At 46.8% G+C, this 16,020-nt stretch carries 13 protein-coding genes, 1 tRNA gene and 1 pseudogene; 7 read left to right on the top strand and 8 right to left on the bottom strand.

Annotated features, from left to right (window positions below; translation table 11 throughout):
- Positions 1-207: 207 nt before the first annotated feature.
- From QUA78_RS11690 to QUA78_RS11680, 3 genes are read right to left on the bottom strand one after another with little or no spacing between them, the layout of a single operon-like run.
- The gene (locus tag QUA78_RS11690; protein ID WP_333307307.1) at positions 208-462 is read right to left on the bottom strand and encodes a hypothetical protein; all 255 of its coding nucleotides are present in this window, start codon (positions 460-462) and stop codon (positions 208-210) included.
- Positions 463-510: 48 nt separating this feature from the next.
- Positions 511-741 (bottom strand): hypothetical protein, encoded by a 231-nt coding sequence (locus tag QUA78_RS11685; protein WP_333307305.1) that lies wholly within the window; start codon positions 739-741, stop codon positions 511-513.
- A 36-nt stretch (positions 742-777) separates the two neighbouring features.
- Complete coding sequence (locus tag QUA78_RS11680; protein ID WP_333307303.1) at positions 778-2,028, bottom strand: FAD-dependent oxidoreductase; 1,251 nt, start codon at positions 2,026-2,028, stop codon at positions 778-780.
- A 97-nt stretch (positions 2,029-2,125) separates the two neighbouring features.
- Here QUA78_RS11680 and QUA78_RS11675 point away from each other — a divergent pair.
- The 5 genes and pseudogenes from QUA78_RS11675 to QUA78_RS11655 all read left to right on the top strand — a co-directional run bounded on the left by QUA78_RS11675 (position 2,126) and on the right by QUA78_RS11655 (position 5,530).
- Positions 2,126-3,239: pseudogene (locus QUA78_RS11675) on the top strand (IS630 family transposase).
- Complete coding sequence (locus tag QUA78_RS11670; RefSeq protein WP_333398804.1) at positions 3,240-3,524, top strand: hypothetical protein; 285 nt, start codon at positions 3,240-3,242, stop codon at positions 3,522-3,524.
- A 22-nt stretch (positions 3,525-3,546) separates the two neighbouring features.
- The gene (locus QUA78_RS11665; RefSeq protein ID WP_333398803.1) at positions 3,547-5,055 is read left to right on the top strand and encodes a helicase C-terminal domain-containing protein; all 1,509 of its coding nucleotides are present in this window, start codon (positions 3,547-3,549) and stop codon (positions 5,053-5,055) included.
- Positions 5,056-5,120: 65 nt separating this feature from the next.
- A complete protein-coding gene (locus QUA78_RS11660; RefSeq protein ID WP_333300711.1) occupies positions 5,121-5,333 on the top strand; it encodes a DUF2839 domain-containing protein in 213 nt (70 codons plus the stop codon).
- 125 nt (positions 5,334-5,458) lie between these two features.
- Positions 5,459-5,530 (top strand) — tRNA-Val (locus QUA78_RS11655).
- Between the two features lie 82 nt (positions 5,531-5,612).
- On the opposite strand, the gene QUA78_RS11650 is transcribed toward QUA78_RS11655, so the two are convergent.
- Genes QUA78_RS11650 through QUA78_RS11640 form a run of 3 tightly spaced genes read right to left on the bottom strand, consistent with a single transcriptional unit; the run spans position 5,613 to position 11,328 of the window.
- Positions 5,613-6,524, bottom strand: coding sequence for a hypothetical protein (locus tag QUA78_RS11650; protein WP_333300709.1), 912 nt, complete (start codon positions 6,522-6,524; stop codon positions 5,613-5,615).
- A complete protein-coding gene (locus tag QUA78_RS11645; protein ID WP_333300708.1) occupies positions 6,524-9,871 on the bottom strand; it encodes a restriction endonuclease subunit S in 3,348 nt (1,115 codons plus the stop codon). The genes QUA78_RS11650 and QUA78_RS11645 overlap by 1 nt, the downstream gene beginning before the upstream one ends.
- Positions 9,868-11,328: an N-6 DNA methylase gene (locus tag QUA78_RS11640; RefSeq protein WP_333300706.1), complete on the bottom strand. Its 1,461-nt coding sequence runs from the start codon at positions 11,326-11,328 to the stop codon at positions 9,868-9,870. Before QUA78_RS11640 ends, QUA78_RS11645 begins: the two co-directional genes overlap by 4 nt.
- A 237-nt stretch (positions 11,329-11,565) precedes the next feature.
- On the opposite strand from QUA78_RS11640, the gene QUA78_RS11635 reads away from it, so the two are divergent.
- Together QUA78_RS11635 and QUA78_RS11630 are read left to right on the top strand one after the other, a co-directional pair.
- Positions 11,566-12,516 (top strand): DNA polymerase beta superfamily protein, encoded by a 951-nt coding sequence (locus tag QUA78_RS11635; RefSeq protein ID WP_333300705.1) that lies wholly within the window; start codon positions 11,566-11,568, stop codon positions 12,514-12,516.
- Positions 12,517-12,561: 45 nt separating this feature from the next.
- Positions 12,562-13,323 (top strand): nucleotidyltransferase domain-containing protein, encoded by a 762-nt coding sequence (locus QUA78_RS11630; RefSeq protein ID WP_333300703.1) that lies wholly within the window; start codon positions 12,562-12,564, stop codon positions 13,321-13,323.
- A 162-nt stretch (positions 13,324-13,485) separates the two neighbouring features.
- Here the strand turns inward: QUA78_RS11630 and msrA are convergent, their stop codons facing one another.
- Both msrA and cobJ read right to left on the bottom strand, forming a co-directional pair.
- Positions 13,486-14,109: a peptide-methionine (S)-S-oxide reductase MsrA gene (gene msrA / locus QUA78_RS11625; RefSeq protein ID WP_333300701.1), complete on the bottom strand. Its 624-nt coding sequence runs from the start codon at positions 14,107-14,109 to the stop codon at positions 13,486-13,488.
- A gap of 107 nt (positions 14,110-14,216) precedes the next feature.
- On the bottom strand, positions 14,217-15,971 hold the full coding sequence (gene cobJ, locus QUA78_RS11620; protein ID WP_333300699.1) for a precorrin-3B C(17)-methyltransferase: 1,755 nt from the start codon (positions 15,969-15,971) through the stop codon (positions 14,217-14,219).
- Positions 15,972-16,020 lie beyond the last annotated feature (49 nt).

Below are 16,020 nucleotides of genomic sequence, written 5' to 3'. Positions count from 1 at the left end.
TGTCGCTCATGTTTCTGTGTCAAAAAAGCTTTATGATGTGATTTTACCACGAACTGTTACTATTTTGGAGATGTCTATTATTTTAATCCACTTTTCCTCATAAACTCTTATTAAATCTTCTTGTTCGGGAGTAAGTTTTTCAATCATCGCTGTTCTCTAAAATCTATCGACCCCTGCATACTGCAATATTGCTATCCAGCAAATAAATCACAGCAATTCCTCCCGTTCCTCAAATTCCCCTTGTTCTCCCCGCACTAAAGGTTCATCCTGGAAGCACCCAAAAGTTCTCTCAAAAAAACCGGGGGACCAGCCTAAATCTTTTGGTGTTTTAGCCTCAGTTGCCGGTGCTATGCGCTGGAAAACTACAATAACTTCCAAATCTGTATCTGTAATCCCAACCGGGACTTGCAAATGCAGCATCCCGTCCGAACCGACGCGCGATCGTACTTTAATACTTTGCATAACTGTGGCCTCTTTAAGTTTGTACTGAAATTTAATCTTGTAATAACCTCAATCTTCATCCCACTTATCTTTAACTGCTTCCCAATCCAGCCAACCGGCACGATCGCGATTTCCACCAGCAGCTTTTAACTCATTTAATGCTTGTTTGACAATTTGTAAATCTTCTAAACTCTCTAACCATTCGATGAGTGCTTGCCAAGTTTCAATATCTAAGACAGCAACTTGTTTGCCTTTTAGATTTAGAAACTCAACTGACTGCAATACTTCTAATCCGGTCATTCAGGCTACCTCTACTTTGATGATTGGTGTATCTGATTAATTTCGCACCCGAACCCTAGTTAATCCAAAACCAATTAATCGCGCTGGAATATTTCGCAAAATTGGTAACTGCAACAAAAGTGGCGGTGTAAACGGTCGATTTGTATCTAATGCCCCTTTAATAATTCGCTCCTGTACAAACGACTGAAATGCTTGAATGATGCGTGTGGGCAACTCCCGCTGTCGCTGCACTTCTGCCAAATCCCACAGATGCACGCGATCGTTTTTCAGGGGGGCGCTGAGTACATTGGCCGCGACGACAGCATCTTGAATAGCATAGTTAATTCCCACACCGCCTACGGGCGACATGACGTGAGCGGCATCCCCAATTAAGAGCAAACCGGGACGATACCAGCGGGGAAGGCGACTCGATTCAACCGACAGAAAAGAAATTTGCGACCAATCTTTTAGTTGCTCGACCCTATCTGCAAATTCTGGTGCTAATTCAGCAACAGATTTTTGCAAAGCTGCTATTCCTGAGTCCCGCAATTTCTGATAGCTGCCTTTCAGAATAATGTAACCGAGTTGCCAATAATCCAAGCGGTCGATCGTGACTAATAAATGACCTCCAACAGCTCGACCTCCCACGCCTGAATCTTTGACATCATGGGGACTGCGCGGCAAACGAAACCACAGGACATCCATCGGTGAGGAAGTTTTAATCGGTTCAAAACCTGCTAATTGGCGAAGGCGGGAAAAGCGACCGTCTGCACCGACTGTGAGGGTCGATCGCACTTCATGCCATCCCCCGCGTCCCCGGTATCTAATTCCGCACACAACCCCATTTTCTACGATCATTTCTTGTGCATTAGCTCCCATTACTAGCTGAAAACAGGGGTAGCGCTGCGCTTCGGCAATGATGAATTCGAGAAATTTGACTTGGGGAAGGATAGTGATGTAAGGATACTTGGTTTTGAGACTGGACAAATCTACGAGTGTGGCGGTATTTCCAGCAGCTTGGATGGTGAGGCGGCGCATTTTTGTATGGGGCAATTCCAGCAATTTTTCTGCTAAACCCAATTGCTCCATAATTTCCATTACTGACGGATGCAGCGTATCGCCGCGAAATTCTCGGTCGAAATCTTTGTGTACTTCTAGCAGCATGACTGGAATGTTTTGCCGCGCTAAAAGTAATGCTAAAACAGCACCCGCCGGCCCACCTCCGACAATGCAGCAGCTTGTGTGCTGCACATCAACGATCGAGTGTTCTTGAGAGGATTCTGAATTCTGAACAGAGTTGACAGTCATATTTTTATGTTCCTGTTTGCTCAACAATCCTGCTAAGCTGTTGTGCATTTAAAACGCATATTGTATTATACAATATAACCATATTTATGAAAGGTCAATGCCTAGTAAAAACTTCCTGAGTGCCGAGACAAGAGAAACTCTTCAACAAGTATTAAAGGAGCATGAACATCCAGACATTCGGCAAAGAGCCTTAATTTTTTTATTGCTAAATAGCGGAAATACACAGGCTCAAACTGCTGAATTAATAGGATGCTCTCTGAGAAAAATTGCTTATTGGAGCATTCATGGCGACCCTGATAATTTAGAGAGTTTTAAAGATAATAGGATGAAGGGTAATTACCGAAAAGCCACAGAAAAATACATTAATTTACTTTTAGAAACAATTGAAGTAGAGCCTGAAAAATATGGCTATGAATTCGGGAGATGGACAACAGCTAGGCTTGCCATATATCTAGGAGAAAAGACAGGAATAGAGCTGAGTAGTACACAAGTTAGGAGGATTTTAAAATCAAAAAAGTATGTTTACCTTTGGGCTAAATATAGCTTAGAGTCTAAGCAAGATACCGTAGAAAGGGGTTTATTTAAAGATAAATTAGCTGAGTATCTAAAAATAGAAAAAGAATCTCCAGACCTTTTGCAGGTATGGTTTTGGGATGAGAGTGGATTTAGTTTAAAAGTGATTAGAAGGAAGAACTGGTGTAAAAAGGGGACTCGAAGTAGCAAAAGAGGAGATCGACGAAAAGGTCGTATTAATGTTATGGGTGGAGTGAGATATTCAGACAAAAAAAGATGGGTAGATTTTATTCCATCTGGGAATTCTGCTAATTTTTATGCTGTGCTTAAAATTTTTTATGAAGACTTAAAAGCAGAGTGGATATTGCAAGGAAATTTAGCGAAAAACTTTAAAGATAAAGGCTGTAAGTTTGTGATAATTTTGGACAACGCTAGTTTTCATAAAAAAACAGAGACTTTGCAGAAAATAGCGTCAGAGATGCCGAATCTAATCTACCGAGTTTTTGCCCAAGTATAGCCCTGACTATAACTTAATTGAATTAGTATGGCATTCCGCCAAGGAATATGTTGCTAATAGATTATTTGAATCCATTGAAAAACTAGAAGCACTGTTAAATAAACTGTTAAATGAAGGAGGACTAATTATGAAATGGAACCGAAAGATAAAAAATAAAGGCAACTTAGTTAATGCAGTTTAGATGTTTAACAGCTTAGTGCAGTTGTGTAAAGCATTGAGTGCAGCGAGGGAGAATTTAAATAAATTGATATATTTGCTTTCTACTATCGCAATCGTCGATGGGACAACTAAGTTTTTTGAGTCACCTACACAAACTATTTTAATTAGTTCGGGACAGGAGAGCTTGACGGTGAATTCTCACGGGAATTTTGGGAAAGGAGGTGCAATTCATCAGGAGAGTATATTCAGTGTGCCTCTCGGTCAAAAAGTAGTTGATTTTCTGGCAAGTTTTGATTATGTTGAGTGAGGAATGTTAACAGTACAATCGATTGATTGAGGTAGAAGTCCACAACTCGCTGCTCCGCTTCCTGCGATCGAACTCCGAGCCGCACTGGCCGCATCATTTAACGATGGCGCGACTTGTGGCGCGGGCTTTGCGCTTGGGGCGCAGCGCTCTGATCCAAACGGGGCTTCCCGCTGGAGCTTACCGACAGCGGTATCGAGTCAGCTATTTGATGCCGATTTTGATGTGGCCGGAGCCTGTGATTTTAGTCGCGCCGAAACCGCTGCTGGAACATTTGCAGGCGGTAGAAATTCCGCGTTTGCAAGAGTGGTTGGAAACTGATAAGTCGATCGAGACTTATTCCGATAATCCCACTGGACGAGGATTGATGCTAGCAGATCCCGAGTCTTGGCTGGCGGCTCGCTTGGCTGTGGATTCGCCACTTCAGAGCAATATTCCGACAATTATCGACGGTGTGGATGACTTGGAAGTTTGGACGCGCCAGCAATTGACGGCGTGTTTGCAACCGGCTGACTGGAACGATTTAATGCAATCTCAGCCTTTGGAAGCCGATGCAATCCTCCAAGGGCGGGTAATGCTAACGCGGGCTTTTTTTCAGCATCCGGCGAAACCAGAGGAGTGCTATTTGCTGGAAACGGCAGAGCAAAATATTTTAAAAGGGCTGTTTGAAAGGCTCGAACCGAATTCGCTGATTCCGGCTGCTTGGAGCAATTTTTGGCAGCGGTGGGAAGCAAACGGAAAACTGCGGTGGGCGCAAATTCATCGAGAGGCTGGGTCATTTTCTCTGTACTGCGCGCCGGTTCAGGTGGCTGAGGTTTTGAGCGAAATTTGGGATTGTCAGCCTGTGGTGTTGATTGGGGGGGCGGTGGATGTGGAACCGAAGGCTCCGATCTTCCGGCAAATGCTGGGACTGCCAGAATTGACGAGCGTGAAGTTTTCGCCCGATCGACAAAGCGAATTAATTCAACTGTACATCCCCAACTGGCTGCCGCTGCCAAATACGCCGGAATTTCAGGGTGTTTTAATTGAAGAAATTCGGACTTTGCTGTTTATGAGCGCGTCGGTGCCGGGGTTAACGGTGCTGATTGTTGGTGATGTACCGCTGAAGGCTAGGCTGGCGGCAATTTTGGCTGCTGAGTTCGGTTCTCGGGTGCAGGTAGAAAAAACAGATGTGGGGGAAAATGGGATTTTGGTGACGGGGTGGGAGTTTTGGCGGGAACATCAGGGGGAATTGAGAGCGCCTCACTTGCTGGCGATCGCAACTTTGCCGCTACCTTCCTTGGAAAATCCTTTGGTGACGGCGCGTGTGGCTTATTATAAGGAGCAGCGCAGGGATTGGTTTCGCTTGTATTTGCTGCCGGCGGCGCTGAATGAGTTGCAGCGGGCGATCGCGCCTGTGCGAGAACGTCAAGGGGTGGTGGCGATTTTCGACAGCAGGGTGATTCACCGCAGTTACGGACAGCAGGTTTTAGCGGCTTTGAGTCCTTTTGCGAGGATTGATTATTTGGATACGACTTGGTTGACGCAGGCTTGAGATCACCTGTTGGCGTATAATTTGGTTAGGTATCCAGTTGAAATCTAATTTAGCAGACAAAGATTATGGGCGAATCTAAGCGTCGCAAAGAGTCGATCGGCGACGAATACGGTAAAGAAGAACGCATCCTTCCCTGGCTGCCAATCACGAAAACCCAAAGCGAAGATTTTGTGAAGTGGACAAGTCGCGGAAGCTGGATGGGGATTAGCCTTTTGGTGGCTTGGTGGGTGGTAGTGCGATTCGTCGGCCCCTCGGCGGGTTGGTGGCAGGTTAACTGATGCCAGACTCGACAAATGCCTGTATTCTTGGCATTGTGTCGAGTTTAACTCGGAAACAAGCTGCTGATTTTTTAGGAAAAATTTAGTTGCAAATTTGGACTTGGTATGGTATCTTAATTATCTGCGGGCAATTAGCACAGTGGTAGCGCACTTCCTTCACACGGAAGGGGTCACAGGTTCAAATCCTGTATTGCCCATTAAACGGAAGTTTCACCCGTGGGGGAACTTCAGACTAAATTGCCCCAAACAGCAGCGTCGTTAGTTTAACCCATTTCATACTCACTTCAAATTGAGAATATCTTCGAGCCACTGTCTCTTTACCAGATGACCACACTCCACCTTGTATATCTGATCCCGTGCGTAGGCTAATGCTGCCGCTGAGTATGGTGAATTATGATTGATAGCCCGAAGAAGATTCTTCTGCTGACTTTTATAAATTGCTTTCATATCCGGATCAATGATTTTTGAATAAGCTATGTCCATGCTTTCGACAAGCTGCCGAATAGTCGAAGCCACAGTCATTCGCTCGACAACAAGCTCTCTACAGTTAAGATGGTAGACCAAAATCGAAGTCGCAGCTCTATCATATTCTCGCGTGCCTTTGTCCTTTGCAGGAGTAGGTTGTCCATTGCGAAGAAATGTTAGCAGTTTCCAGTCCTCTGGGTCGATCGGATCAAGAAGCTCAACCTCTTCCTGCCTCCAGTTGTCTCCTTCTAGCCGCGCCCTGAAGCTTCCGGGTGCGACTGGAAAGCGATCCAACTTACCACCATCCGTTCCATTTGCTGCGTCAACGCGTCGCTGATTACACCATTGACATGAGTAACGATAGTTACGCCAGTTGAATGCGAGCCACCAGTAACCCTCGTGATCAGGATCTTCGGCCACTCGGTTCTTCGGACGAAAGTGATCGACATCTTTATCAGAAGTTGGGTTTTTGCTCTCGGAGTACCAGCACTTTCCCTTTTGGAGAACGGATAAGGGTTTGGCGAGCTCGCGCCAAACTTGCTGGCGAGATTTTTTTTTCAATCCCTCTGTAATCGCTGTCTTTCGTGCAGCCGCTATATCTTCTCCAGCCAATCGGGCAGCCTGTTCAGCATCCTCTATTTCCTTTCGCAGTTCATTGAGAGCCTTATCAGCCCGCGTCTGCCATCCATCTGGAAACTCAAGTTCGTCGATGTCAACCCAGCGCATCAGTCCACCGCCTCTGCTTGCAATTCTGCAAGAGATTCCTCAAGAACTTCCCGGGCGATCCGATCAATGTCCTCCTGTTGTTCTGGATTGAAGAATCGGACACCAGCCATCAAGTCACTATACCGTTTGCCCCACGCACGGACAAAAGCCGCATAGTAGGGATCGCTGAATGCCTTCTGGAAGCCCGCATCTTCCAAACGTTTGTTAATCTTCTCAAGCTCTGCAACTTCGATCGGGGTCAGGGAACCCTCCTTAGCTATGAGGCGAACTTTATTGTCCAGATCCGCGAGCGTTTCTTCATCAAGGTCGCTCCGCATTCCAAACATTTCACTCGTAAGAATACCAGTAAATCCAAGTCCACGCGGGTTAACGGTTGGCTGATCCCATTTGCAAACACCCGTTTGCCAATCCCTTTTGAGGAGGTGAATCTGCTCTTTGAATAGACTTGCGATAACCAAGGGATCATGGGTTGACATGAGAATTTGGCTAGTTTGTTGTTCTTCCGACTCACTGGAGTCCTCGCTCATCACACGAGTTAACAGCTTTAGGTATTCCACACTCCAATGCGGATTGAGATGCGTATCCGGTTCATCGAGCAATACTAAAGATTGATGGGATTTCGTAAAGCGCATTAAGCCCAGCACCATGAGCAGTTGCTGCTCGCCTTCACTCAACTCGTGAAACGTGATCGGCACTTGCTTCATATTGGTCGCTTTCACACGAACCTGAATTTTTAAGTCATAGATCAATTCCGAGAAGTCGGTACTCTCAAGAGCGAGGAAGAATGTCCGCGCATCCTGGTATTCAGCAGCAAAGGCGTGCAAGCTCTTCAAGTTAGGCAGAAAGAAGTAGTAGTGGTATTCACGCTTTGATCGAAAACCGTCTGGGATGGTCTGTTCAACTACCATAGGCGCAATGGCAAATCGCCGGAGCCGCTCCATAACTCGACGCATGATGCCGGCTGCGCCCCAAAAATTTTCAGCAGTTTGACCTGTCTTCGCCCAACGTGGCCTGCGGATCACGAATAGTGCCGACTCAAAACCAACGATCCGCAGTCGGTCTTCAAGGAAGCGGCTAATACCAGCATCTTCCTTGTGGCAAAAGGCAAGTAATACGTATTTTGCGTGATGGTTTTCGGCGCAAAAGAACCGCCGCTGCTCCAGGAGATGCGCAAGGGTGGCAGGATCATCGGATGTCGCTTTTAGCAAGCGCTCATAGTGAGCCTGTTTCATTGGTAAAAAATGTTCAGCCAAACGATTTGTGGGACCAGAATAATAGCCGAAGATAAATTGGGGTAATGGTAGTTTTCTTCGATTGATAATTTTGAGGTTCTCTGACTCCTTCGTGCCTTCTTGAAATATTACCATCTTCAAATTGGGGCGTTTCATTTCCCCCGGATGCCAAGAGATATCTACTGTTTGCTCATCCATTTGGTAACGTAGTCGATAGCCCTTCATTGGTTTGTCTGGCCACCGACTCTGCTCTACCCATTCGTGCAGATCACGAAAAATAATGACTAAGGCTTCAAAAAGGTTTGATTTTCCGGTGCCGTTCCAGCCAAGCACAATATCAATGCTATGGGAGGGGTCAAAGCGAACTGTGTAGTCAGTCAGGTTCTTGAAATCCTCCAACCAAAGCTCCACCAAGCGGAAATGCCCTTTGGCTGTGGGATTTTTAGCCGTGCTATTAACAATTGAACTTTGTTGCTGCGGACTTTCTTCCAGATGCTCTTCAAAGGCAACTGATACTTCTGGGGTAGCACGCAATGCTTCATAAAACTGCACTACCTCGTCTTTGCTAAATCCTGCTTGGTCAAAAAGTTGGCGAGCATCAGCTTTGCGTCCCATCTCCGCAAAGGTGGAACGAAGAGCCTCCGAATAATCTGATGGTTGTTTCATGCTGTTTTTTGGGGACTCTTGGGTTGAGCGGTGGACAATGCGTGTGGTCTTGCGCTCAGTCTCTATACGGGCTTTCTCAACTTGAATCCTTTCGAGAAGTAATGATATCGGTTCATCATTAGGATCTTGTGGAACCAGTTCACCTCGAAATGCCTTAGATAGCAGTGCTGGTGTCAATCGCTCGACGTGGGCAAGGGCCTTCTTGTAGCGAGTTTCAAGGCGATCGGCAAAGGTGAACAACGCTTCGACACGACGGACGATTTCTTGCTGTTCGTCAATGGAGGGAATACGAACTGGCACAGAAATAACTGTCTGCTGATTTATCTTTGGCATATTGCCAGATGTCCCAGTCGCATTTGCACGAAAGTAGGCACGAACGGCACTACTCGATAGCAAATAATACAGGAAATCTGTCAGTACCTTGCTATTAGCTCTGCACTTCATCATTAGATCCGGGTAGATGTAACTACTGGATGGTCCATGATAAATTGCGCTCACACCAACATATTCGAGTGTATTAGCTCGCTGGATCAGTATATCCCCTGGCTGCAACCAGAGATGCGAGTCTTCGGTAACTGTCTCGTTGATGTATTTGAAAAACTCAGCGTTAAACCGTCCACTTGTTGTTGCTCTGAGAGTGAGTGAGCGTGTTGCCGTCTCGAACTCAACGGGTCTGGGTGAATAGCCGTTCCGAGGTTTTTCGACCAGCAAATCTCCGATAAGTGCCTTGTGCCATCGGGCATCTGGGTGTTGCCCTATTTGTTTATGAACTGCGGTAGATTCTGGCTGTATGAACGAGATCGCCTGATGCTCGCTAACATTTTGCCACTCCTCAGTCAATTGCCCTGAAGTAGCAGCATCAAAGACGGCTTGGCGGAAGCGTTTGAGGAGCATGGGGACGCGATCGAGCCTCTTTCGACAGGCATCTACCTGCGCAAGTAGAGCATCAAGCTTATCAGCGATGCGTTTTTGTTCGTTTAGGGGAGCAATAACCAGTGGCAACCGAGCAGCAGATGAACCTGAAAGTTCTTTGAACGTTGTACCAGTTGCCATGATTTCAGCAATAGGCTTGATGTGCCGTAAGTAGAAATAGACAAAACGGCTATCAAGCCCATCTGGTAACACGAAGCTCTTGAATCCTTGGTTAGTAGTTACTTCGTTTAAGGAAATTGCAACATACCCAACTGGAGCGCGACTAGAAAACAGCACACTTCCTGGTGGAATTTTTGGAGCAGAGCAGGCTGCAAAACCTTTTTCAGTTAGGTTTCTGACACCACGGCTGATGTAAATATCCTTGTAACCGCTTAGGTCTGCTGGTGTAATCCAAGGAATGCCACCTTCGGTAGTGAAATTGGTTAAGTCTTTTGATGGGGGAGTGCTTCCACTGACTATTATCGCGACTTTTCCAATCTCACAGCTTACCCATCCTTCAGGTATTTCTATGGTCACACTTCAACCTCCTCACCCAACTGCTCTAAAATCCCCCGCAATTCTGTGAGAGCTTCCTCTAGTTCAACCATAGCCTCTTGTGCGAGTGCTGCTGGTTCAGGCAGTTCATCAGTTCTGCCTTCGCTTTCATCCAGATTGAGCCAAGAAATGTCCAGACTGTCACCAAGTTCTGCTATCGAGTCGCGGGTAAATTTTCTGAAACGCCCTTGCTCCCCAGTATCTACACGCTTGGCAAGACTCGCAGGGCTACCGAATGCGTCATCGCCAAAGGCAACTTCAAACTCGACAAAGTGCTTGCGTGTGAGTTGGGTGCGCTTGCCAAACTGCGACATATTGGTACGCAGGTCATATACCCAGACTTCTTCGGTGTTGCCCTTTTCCTTCTTACCACGAGTGAAAAACAGCACATTAGTCTTAACTCCTTGTGCGTAGAAGATGCCAGTCGGTAGACGCAGGATAGTATGCAGATTGCACTTGTTCATCAAGTCAGATCGAATCTGCTTGCCTATGTTGCCATTAAACAGTACATTGTCCGGCAACACCACCGCAGCGCGACCACCAGGCTTGAGACCTTGGTATATGTGTTGCAGGAAGCAGAACTGTTTATTGCTAGTAGGAAAAGTAAAATCTTTGCGAGTAGGTAAGCCACCCCCTTTCTTGGAACCGAAGGGTGGATTGGAGAGAATTAGCGTTGCTTTTGGCAAGGCTTCTCCTTCCGGCGAGAGCGTATCGCCGTAGCGGATACCAGCCTCTTGTGGGTCAAATTCAATTCCATGTAACATCAAGTTCATTAATGCTAAATGGTGCGTGTCCTGCACGTGTTCCATGCCGTAGAAAGTTTTGTGGCGGTATTTGCGTTGCTGTTTTTCTGTCCAACTATCTGGGTCGCCGTTTTCGCGTATGTAGCGATTAGCCGCGATCAAAAAGCCGCCCGTACCAGCGGCAGGGTCTTGAATAATGTCCTCTAGGGTAGGGCCCATGACATACACCATACTGTCGATCAACGCACGGGGCGTAAAGTATTGACCGGCACCAGACTTCTTTTCATTAGCGTTCTTCTCCAGCAGCCCTTCATACACATCGCCCAGACCTTCCTGCTTGGCACTGTACCAGTCCAGCTTGTCGATCTCAGTGACCAGTCTAGAAAATGTCGTGGGCTTTTTGATCGAAGAACTAGCATTGGCAAAAATTTCTTTAACGAGTGTAGAACCGCGATTACCAAGGTGGATCAACAGCAGCTTGTAGAACTCTAGGCGCTCAAGTGCGGCTTTACCTTCTAGGTCATCCCAGCGATAACCGTCTGGAAGTTGGTTCTCCGTGCTGGTCTCCTTGGCCATCTTCAGGAACAGCAGGTACGTGAGTTCGATCACGTACTGGTGATAGGTCACTCCGTCGTCCTTGAGGACGTTACAGAGATTCCAGAGTTTGGCAACGATGTCGTGGGTGATGTTATTCATAAGCAAAGTTATTGTACCTCTTGCTCTGCTCAGGCAACAGGTTTTTGCCCTAGTTTAGGGAAATTAAAACTCGTCCATTCGTTTCCGACATCCCAGAAATAACGTCATATCCCCATTACTTACAAAAGCAAAGGCGCGAAAACTCTGGTGCTTCTCAATTTTAGTTACCTAGTCCCCTTCTATACTACACATATGCTACACTAAGATTGTAGCTCGTGTCCTGCAGGAGGTTTCCTCATGGCAAATGCCAATCTTCCTCAAAATTTCAACTTAATCATCCCCGCAGGAACCCAAATTGTCACCAAAATCGAGGTCAAAAACCCCGCCAGCGACCAATCTTGGAAACCAGGATTAGTAGGCGTCATCGTTCAATCGCCTACGGACAATTCCCACGCCTATTTAGTCAAACTCCCAGACGGAACACAAGTTAGTCTGCGGCGGCACGAACTCAGCATCCGCAAGCAGTTTCAGAGCGAAGGATTGCAGTCAGGAGGAGATTTTCTCGCAGAATACAACCTATATGATTCTGTAATTTACCGCTGCATTGTTGGTTCGAGAGCTTACGGTCTTGATAACGAGCAATCCGATACAGACAGGCGCGGGATTTACCAGCCGCCGGCAATACTTCATTGGTCGCTTTATGGCATTCCAGAACAATTGGAAAAAAAGGAAAATCAGGAATGCTATTGGGAACTGCAAAAGTTTCTAGTTTTGGCACTAAAAGCTAATCCAAATGTGCTAGAATGTTTGTACACCCCTTTAGTAGAAACTGTTTCTCCTGTAGCACAAGAATTGCTCGAAATTCGGGAGATCTTTCTTTCTCAATTGGTTTATCAAACTTACAATAGCTACGTTTTGTCTCAATTTAAAAAAATGGAGCAAGACCTCCGCAATACCGGGGAAATTCGTTGGAAGCACGCGATGCACTTAATTCGCTTGCTGCTGTCAGGAATTACGGTGCTTAAGGAGGGGTTTGTACCTGTTCGGGTGCAGGATTATCGATCGCAACTTTTATCTATCCGCAACCAAGAAATATCCTGGGATGAGGTGAATCGCTGGCGGTTGAGTTTGCACGGTGAGTTCGATCGCGCTTTTGCTGCAACTTCCTTACCGGAACGTCCTAATTACGAGAAAGCTAATCTGTTTTTGATTGAAGCGCGTAGAGGTGCGATCGAAATCGGATCTTGAAATCGGTTCTATACAAACAAAGCCCGCCTGCACGGACTCGAATAAATGACAGAATACATTTCCGATTTAGCCCAAATTATCTCCGTTCAACCTTATCCGCTGCTGTTTGCGACTGTCAGCGGTTCGCACTTATACGGCTTTCCTTCCGCAGATTCTGACTTCGACTTGCGGGGAGTACACATCTTACCGCTACCTAAAGTAATTGGACTGATTTCTGGAGAAGAAACAATCGAAGTTTCTGAGGTTCGGGAGGGAATGGAACTAGATTTAGTAACTCACGACATTAAGAAATTTTTTGAGTTGCTGTTGAAGCGCAACGGGTACGTGCTAGAACAACTGTATTCGCCGCTGATAGTTTACAGTACAAAGGAACACGAGGAATTAAAGGATCTCGCGTCGAACTGCATTACCAAGCACCACAGCCACCACTATCTCGGTTTTGCTAAAACTCAATGGAAATTGTTTGAGAAAGAACGCCCGCGTCGGGTTAAGCCACTGCTGTACGTTTACCGGGTGTTGCTGGCTGGGATTCACTTGATGCAAACCGGGGAAGTCGAGGCGAATTTGGTGAAACTTAACGAGAAGTTCCAATTGTCGTATATTCCTGATTTGATCGATCGCAAGCTGGCTGGGGAGGAAAAATCTGTGCTGGAAGATACAGATATTGAATTTTATCAGCAAGAGCGCGATCGGCTAATCAATATATTAGAAGATGCAAGTTTTACAAGTCATTTGCCATCAAATCCTCATGCAAAGGTTGCTCTTAGCGATTTTCTGGTAAAGGTGAGGATGTCATCTGTGAACTAAGCTATTTCATGTCTAATTTGCATACTGCAGACGGGCGGGACGCCCATCCCACAATAGCTGGGTAAAATTAGTCGTCTGGTGCAGCCGTGCACCCTACAGATTAGTCGCTACATATTAGTCGCGGACGGGCGAGACGCCCATCCCACAAGAGTTAGGTAAAATTTAATGTCGGATTCTGGAGACTATTTTCTCTAATTTCTCGCATCCGGCTGCAGACAAACCAAAATCTCTAATTTCCTCTTCGAGATTTGAAAAACTGCCGAAGCCCGCGACATAACCGTTGACTCTTGCTGCTACAGTGGAGTTAACAAACTGAGTGCTATCGAATTCTTTGATGAGTTCCGGTTCCTGACGCAAATAATATTTTTGATGGTAATCTTCAGCCAAATAAAACTCGGTCAAAGACTGAATTAATGTATAAATTTTGCCGCCATTAGCTTTTTCGCGATGGAGTTTTAGCTCAACACATTGCCTTTGTGAATCACTGCGATAAAAAACCGCATCCATATACTGTCTAGACCAACTAGGAAATTGCCGGGGATTGTGACTTCTCCAGAAAATATCCAGCAGTTCTGCATAGGAAATCCGCGAGGTATCGAAATCTATTTCGACCGCTTCAATATGATTCCCTATGTTATGATAAGTGGGGTTTGCTGTAGCCCCGCCCGCGTAACCGACGCGAGTTCGCACGACTGCTTGGATAACTCCAAACTGCGCGTCGGGAGACCAAAAACAACCAAGTCCAAAAGTAGCTGTTTCTATTGTTTCTGGTAATTTAGTGTTCATTGGTGGCGGGTTTTGTGAAGAAGATTTTTTTTATTAACCGCAGAGGGCGCAGAGGGCGCAGAGAAAGAGAAGAGAGAGAAATGTTGCTCTTGACAAATCACTTAGACTCATTTTTCGTACCTGCGCGGCGTGTAAACCCAAACATCTCCATATTTGCGGGGAATAATCCGAGTTTGACTCGAACCGACAATCACTAAAGTTCTCATGTCGGCGTCTTGCGGCTGGAATTCGCCGAGGGTGCAAACGCGCACAGATTCGCCTGGCCGGCCGAGGTTTCGCCCCAGTACGACGGGGGTTTTAGCATCGCGATTTTGCAACAAAATCTCGATCGCCCTTCCCAATTGCCACTTCCGCTGTGTGGATACTGGATTGTAAAATGCGATCGCGAAATCTGCGATCGCAGCCGCAGAAATCCGCTGTTCTATGACCTCCCAAGGCTTGAGAATATCCGAAAGCGAAATCGCGCAAAAATCGTGTCCGAGGGGTGCTCCGATCGCAGCAGCGGCCGCCTGCATGGCTGAAATGCCCGGTGCCACCCGAATATCGATGCCTTGCCATTCGGGTTTGGCATCAAAGTCGATCGCCTCAAACACCGCCGCCGCCATCGCAAAAATACCCGGATCTCCCGACGAAACCACGGCGACAGATTTTCCCGATGCTGCTAAATCTAGGGCAAAACGCGCGCGATCGATCTCTTCCCGGTTGTCGGAATCGTGCCGCTTTTGCCCTTCCCGCATAGTTCCAGCTAAGTCGAGATAGAACTTGTAACCCACCCAATCCGTGGCTTCGCGCAGAATTTCTTTAACTTCCGGGGACATCCAGGGCGCGCCGCCGGGGCCCGTACCGACGATCGCCAGTTTGCCGCGGCTAACTCCGATCGCGCTAGCATCTAGGGCTTCGGCGGCCAGGGCGATCGCGCAATTCAGGGCTAAAATGCGATCGTACTCGATTAACTGACTGTTTGCACCGGCTGCTGTCAGGGCAATTTGTGCGGCCTGATTTTCGATGAATTCAATAGAGTTTAATTCGACAAGTTCCGATTGATTGAAAAAGCGGACGGGGACTTTAAAATATTGTGAAACTGCTTCAATTGCCGGGTTTCCCATCTCATCTTTTAATGCAAAAAATCCAGCAACAGAAGCTGCTGCTAAACCTGCATTTTCCAACACTTGCTGCACTAATGAAACCGCTATTTCCGGCTCAATATTCGATAGCTTTGTGAGTGCAACTGCCACAATTTGCGGATGGTAAACTAAACAATCGGGCGTTGGCGCAATTGCTTTTTCGGTGACGCGGATCGTCAATTTTGCGTCGGGGGCGATCGGCAAATTGCTCTCATACAGCCAGCTTGCAGCACCTTCTAGGCGTACTTGTGCTCCGGCGAGCAAATTTGAAATAAAAGTCTTCGCGTCCTCTGGATTCGCCAAAGAATAGCCTTGGGGAGGACTCAACAGCGCGGTGCGAAACCGGATATCTCCGGTTGTGGTAATTGCAGGTTGTACGCCGAGGGCTGCTGCAATCTCTCTGGCCAAATCATTAACGCCGTGCAAACCGCCCAGCAGCGGTACGACGGCGCTTCCGTCTTCTGCGACGGCTAAAACTGGCGGTTCGGCGCGTTTGTCTGACAGCAGCGGGGCGAGGGTGCGGATGATAATTCCGGCGGCGCAGATGGCGATGATTGGGGTTTCTGTTGCAAATAATTCCCGCAATGTTTCGCCGAAGTTGCTAAAGTTGATGTCTGTGTGGGAAGTGCGATCGATTAAACCGTAAATCTGGGAACCGGGGAAATGTGCGGAGATTTTTTTGGCGATCGGCAGGCTGTTTTGACCTAAGATAACTATTGCGGGAGGTATTCGATTCACTGTTGTAAATATTGCTCTGTTTGGATTGGTTTGATTATTTTAATTGGTT

Source organism: Microcoleus sp. K4-B3 (genome assembly GCF_036704615.1).
GTDB lineage: Bacteria > Cyanobacteriota > Cyanobacteriia > Cyanobacteriales > Microcoleaceae > Microcoleus.
The sequence above is the reverse complement of the archived record's forward strand: the minus strand, read 5'-3'. Positions and strand labels throughout refer to the sequence as shown.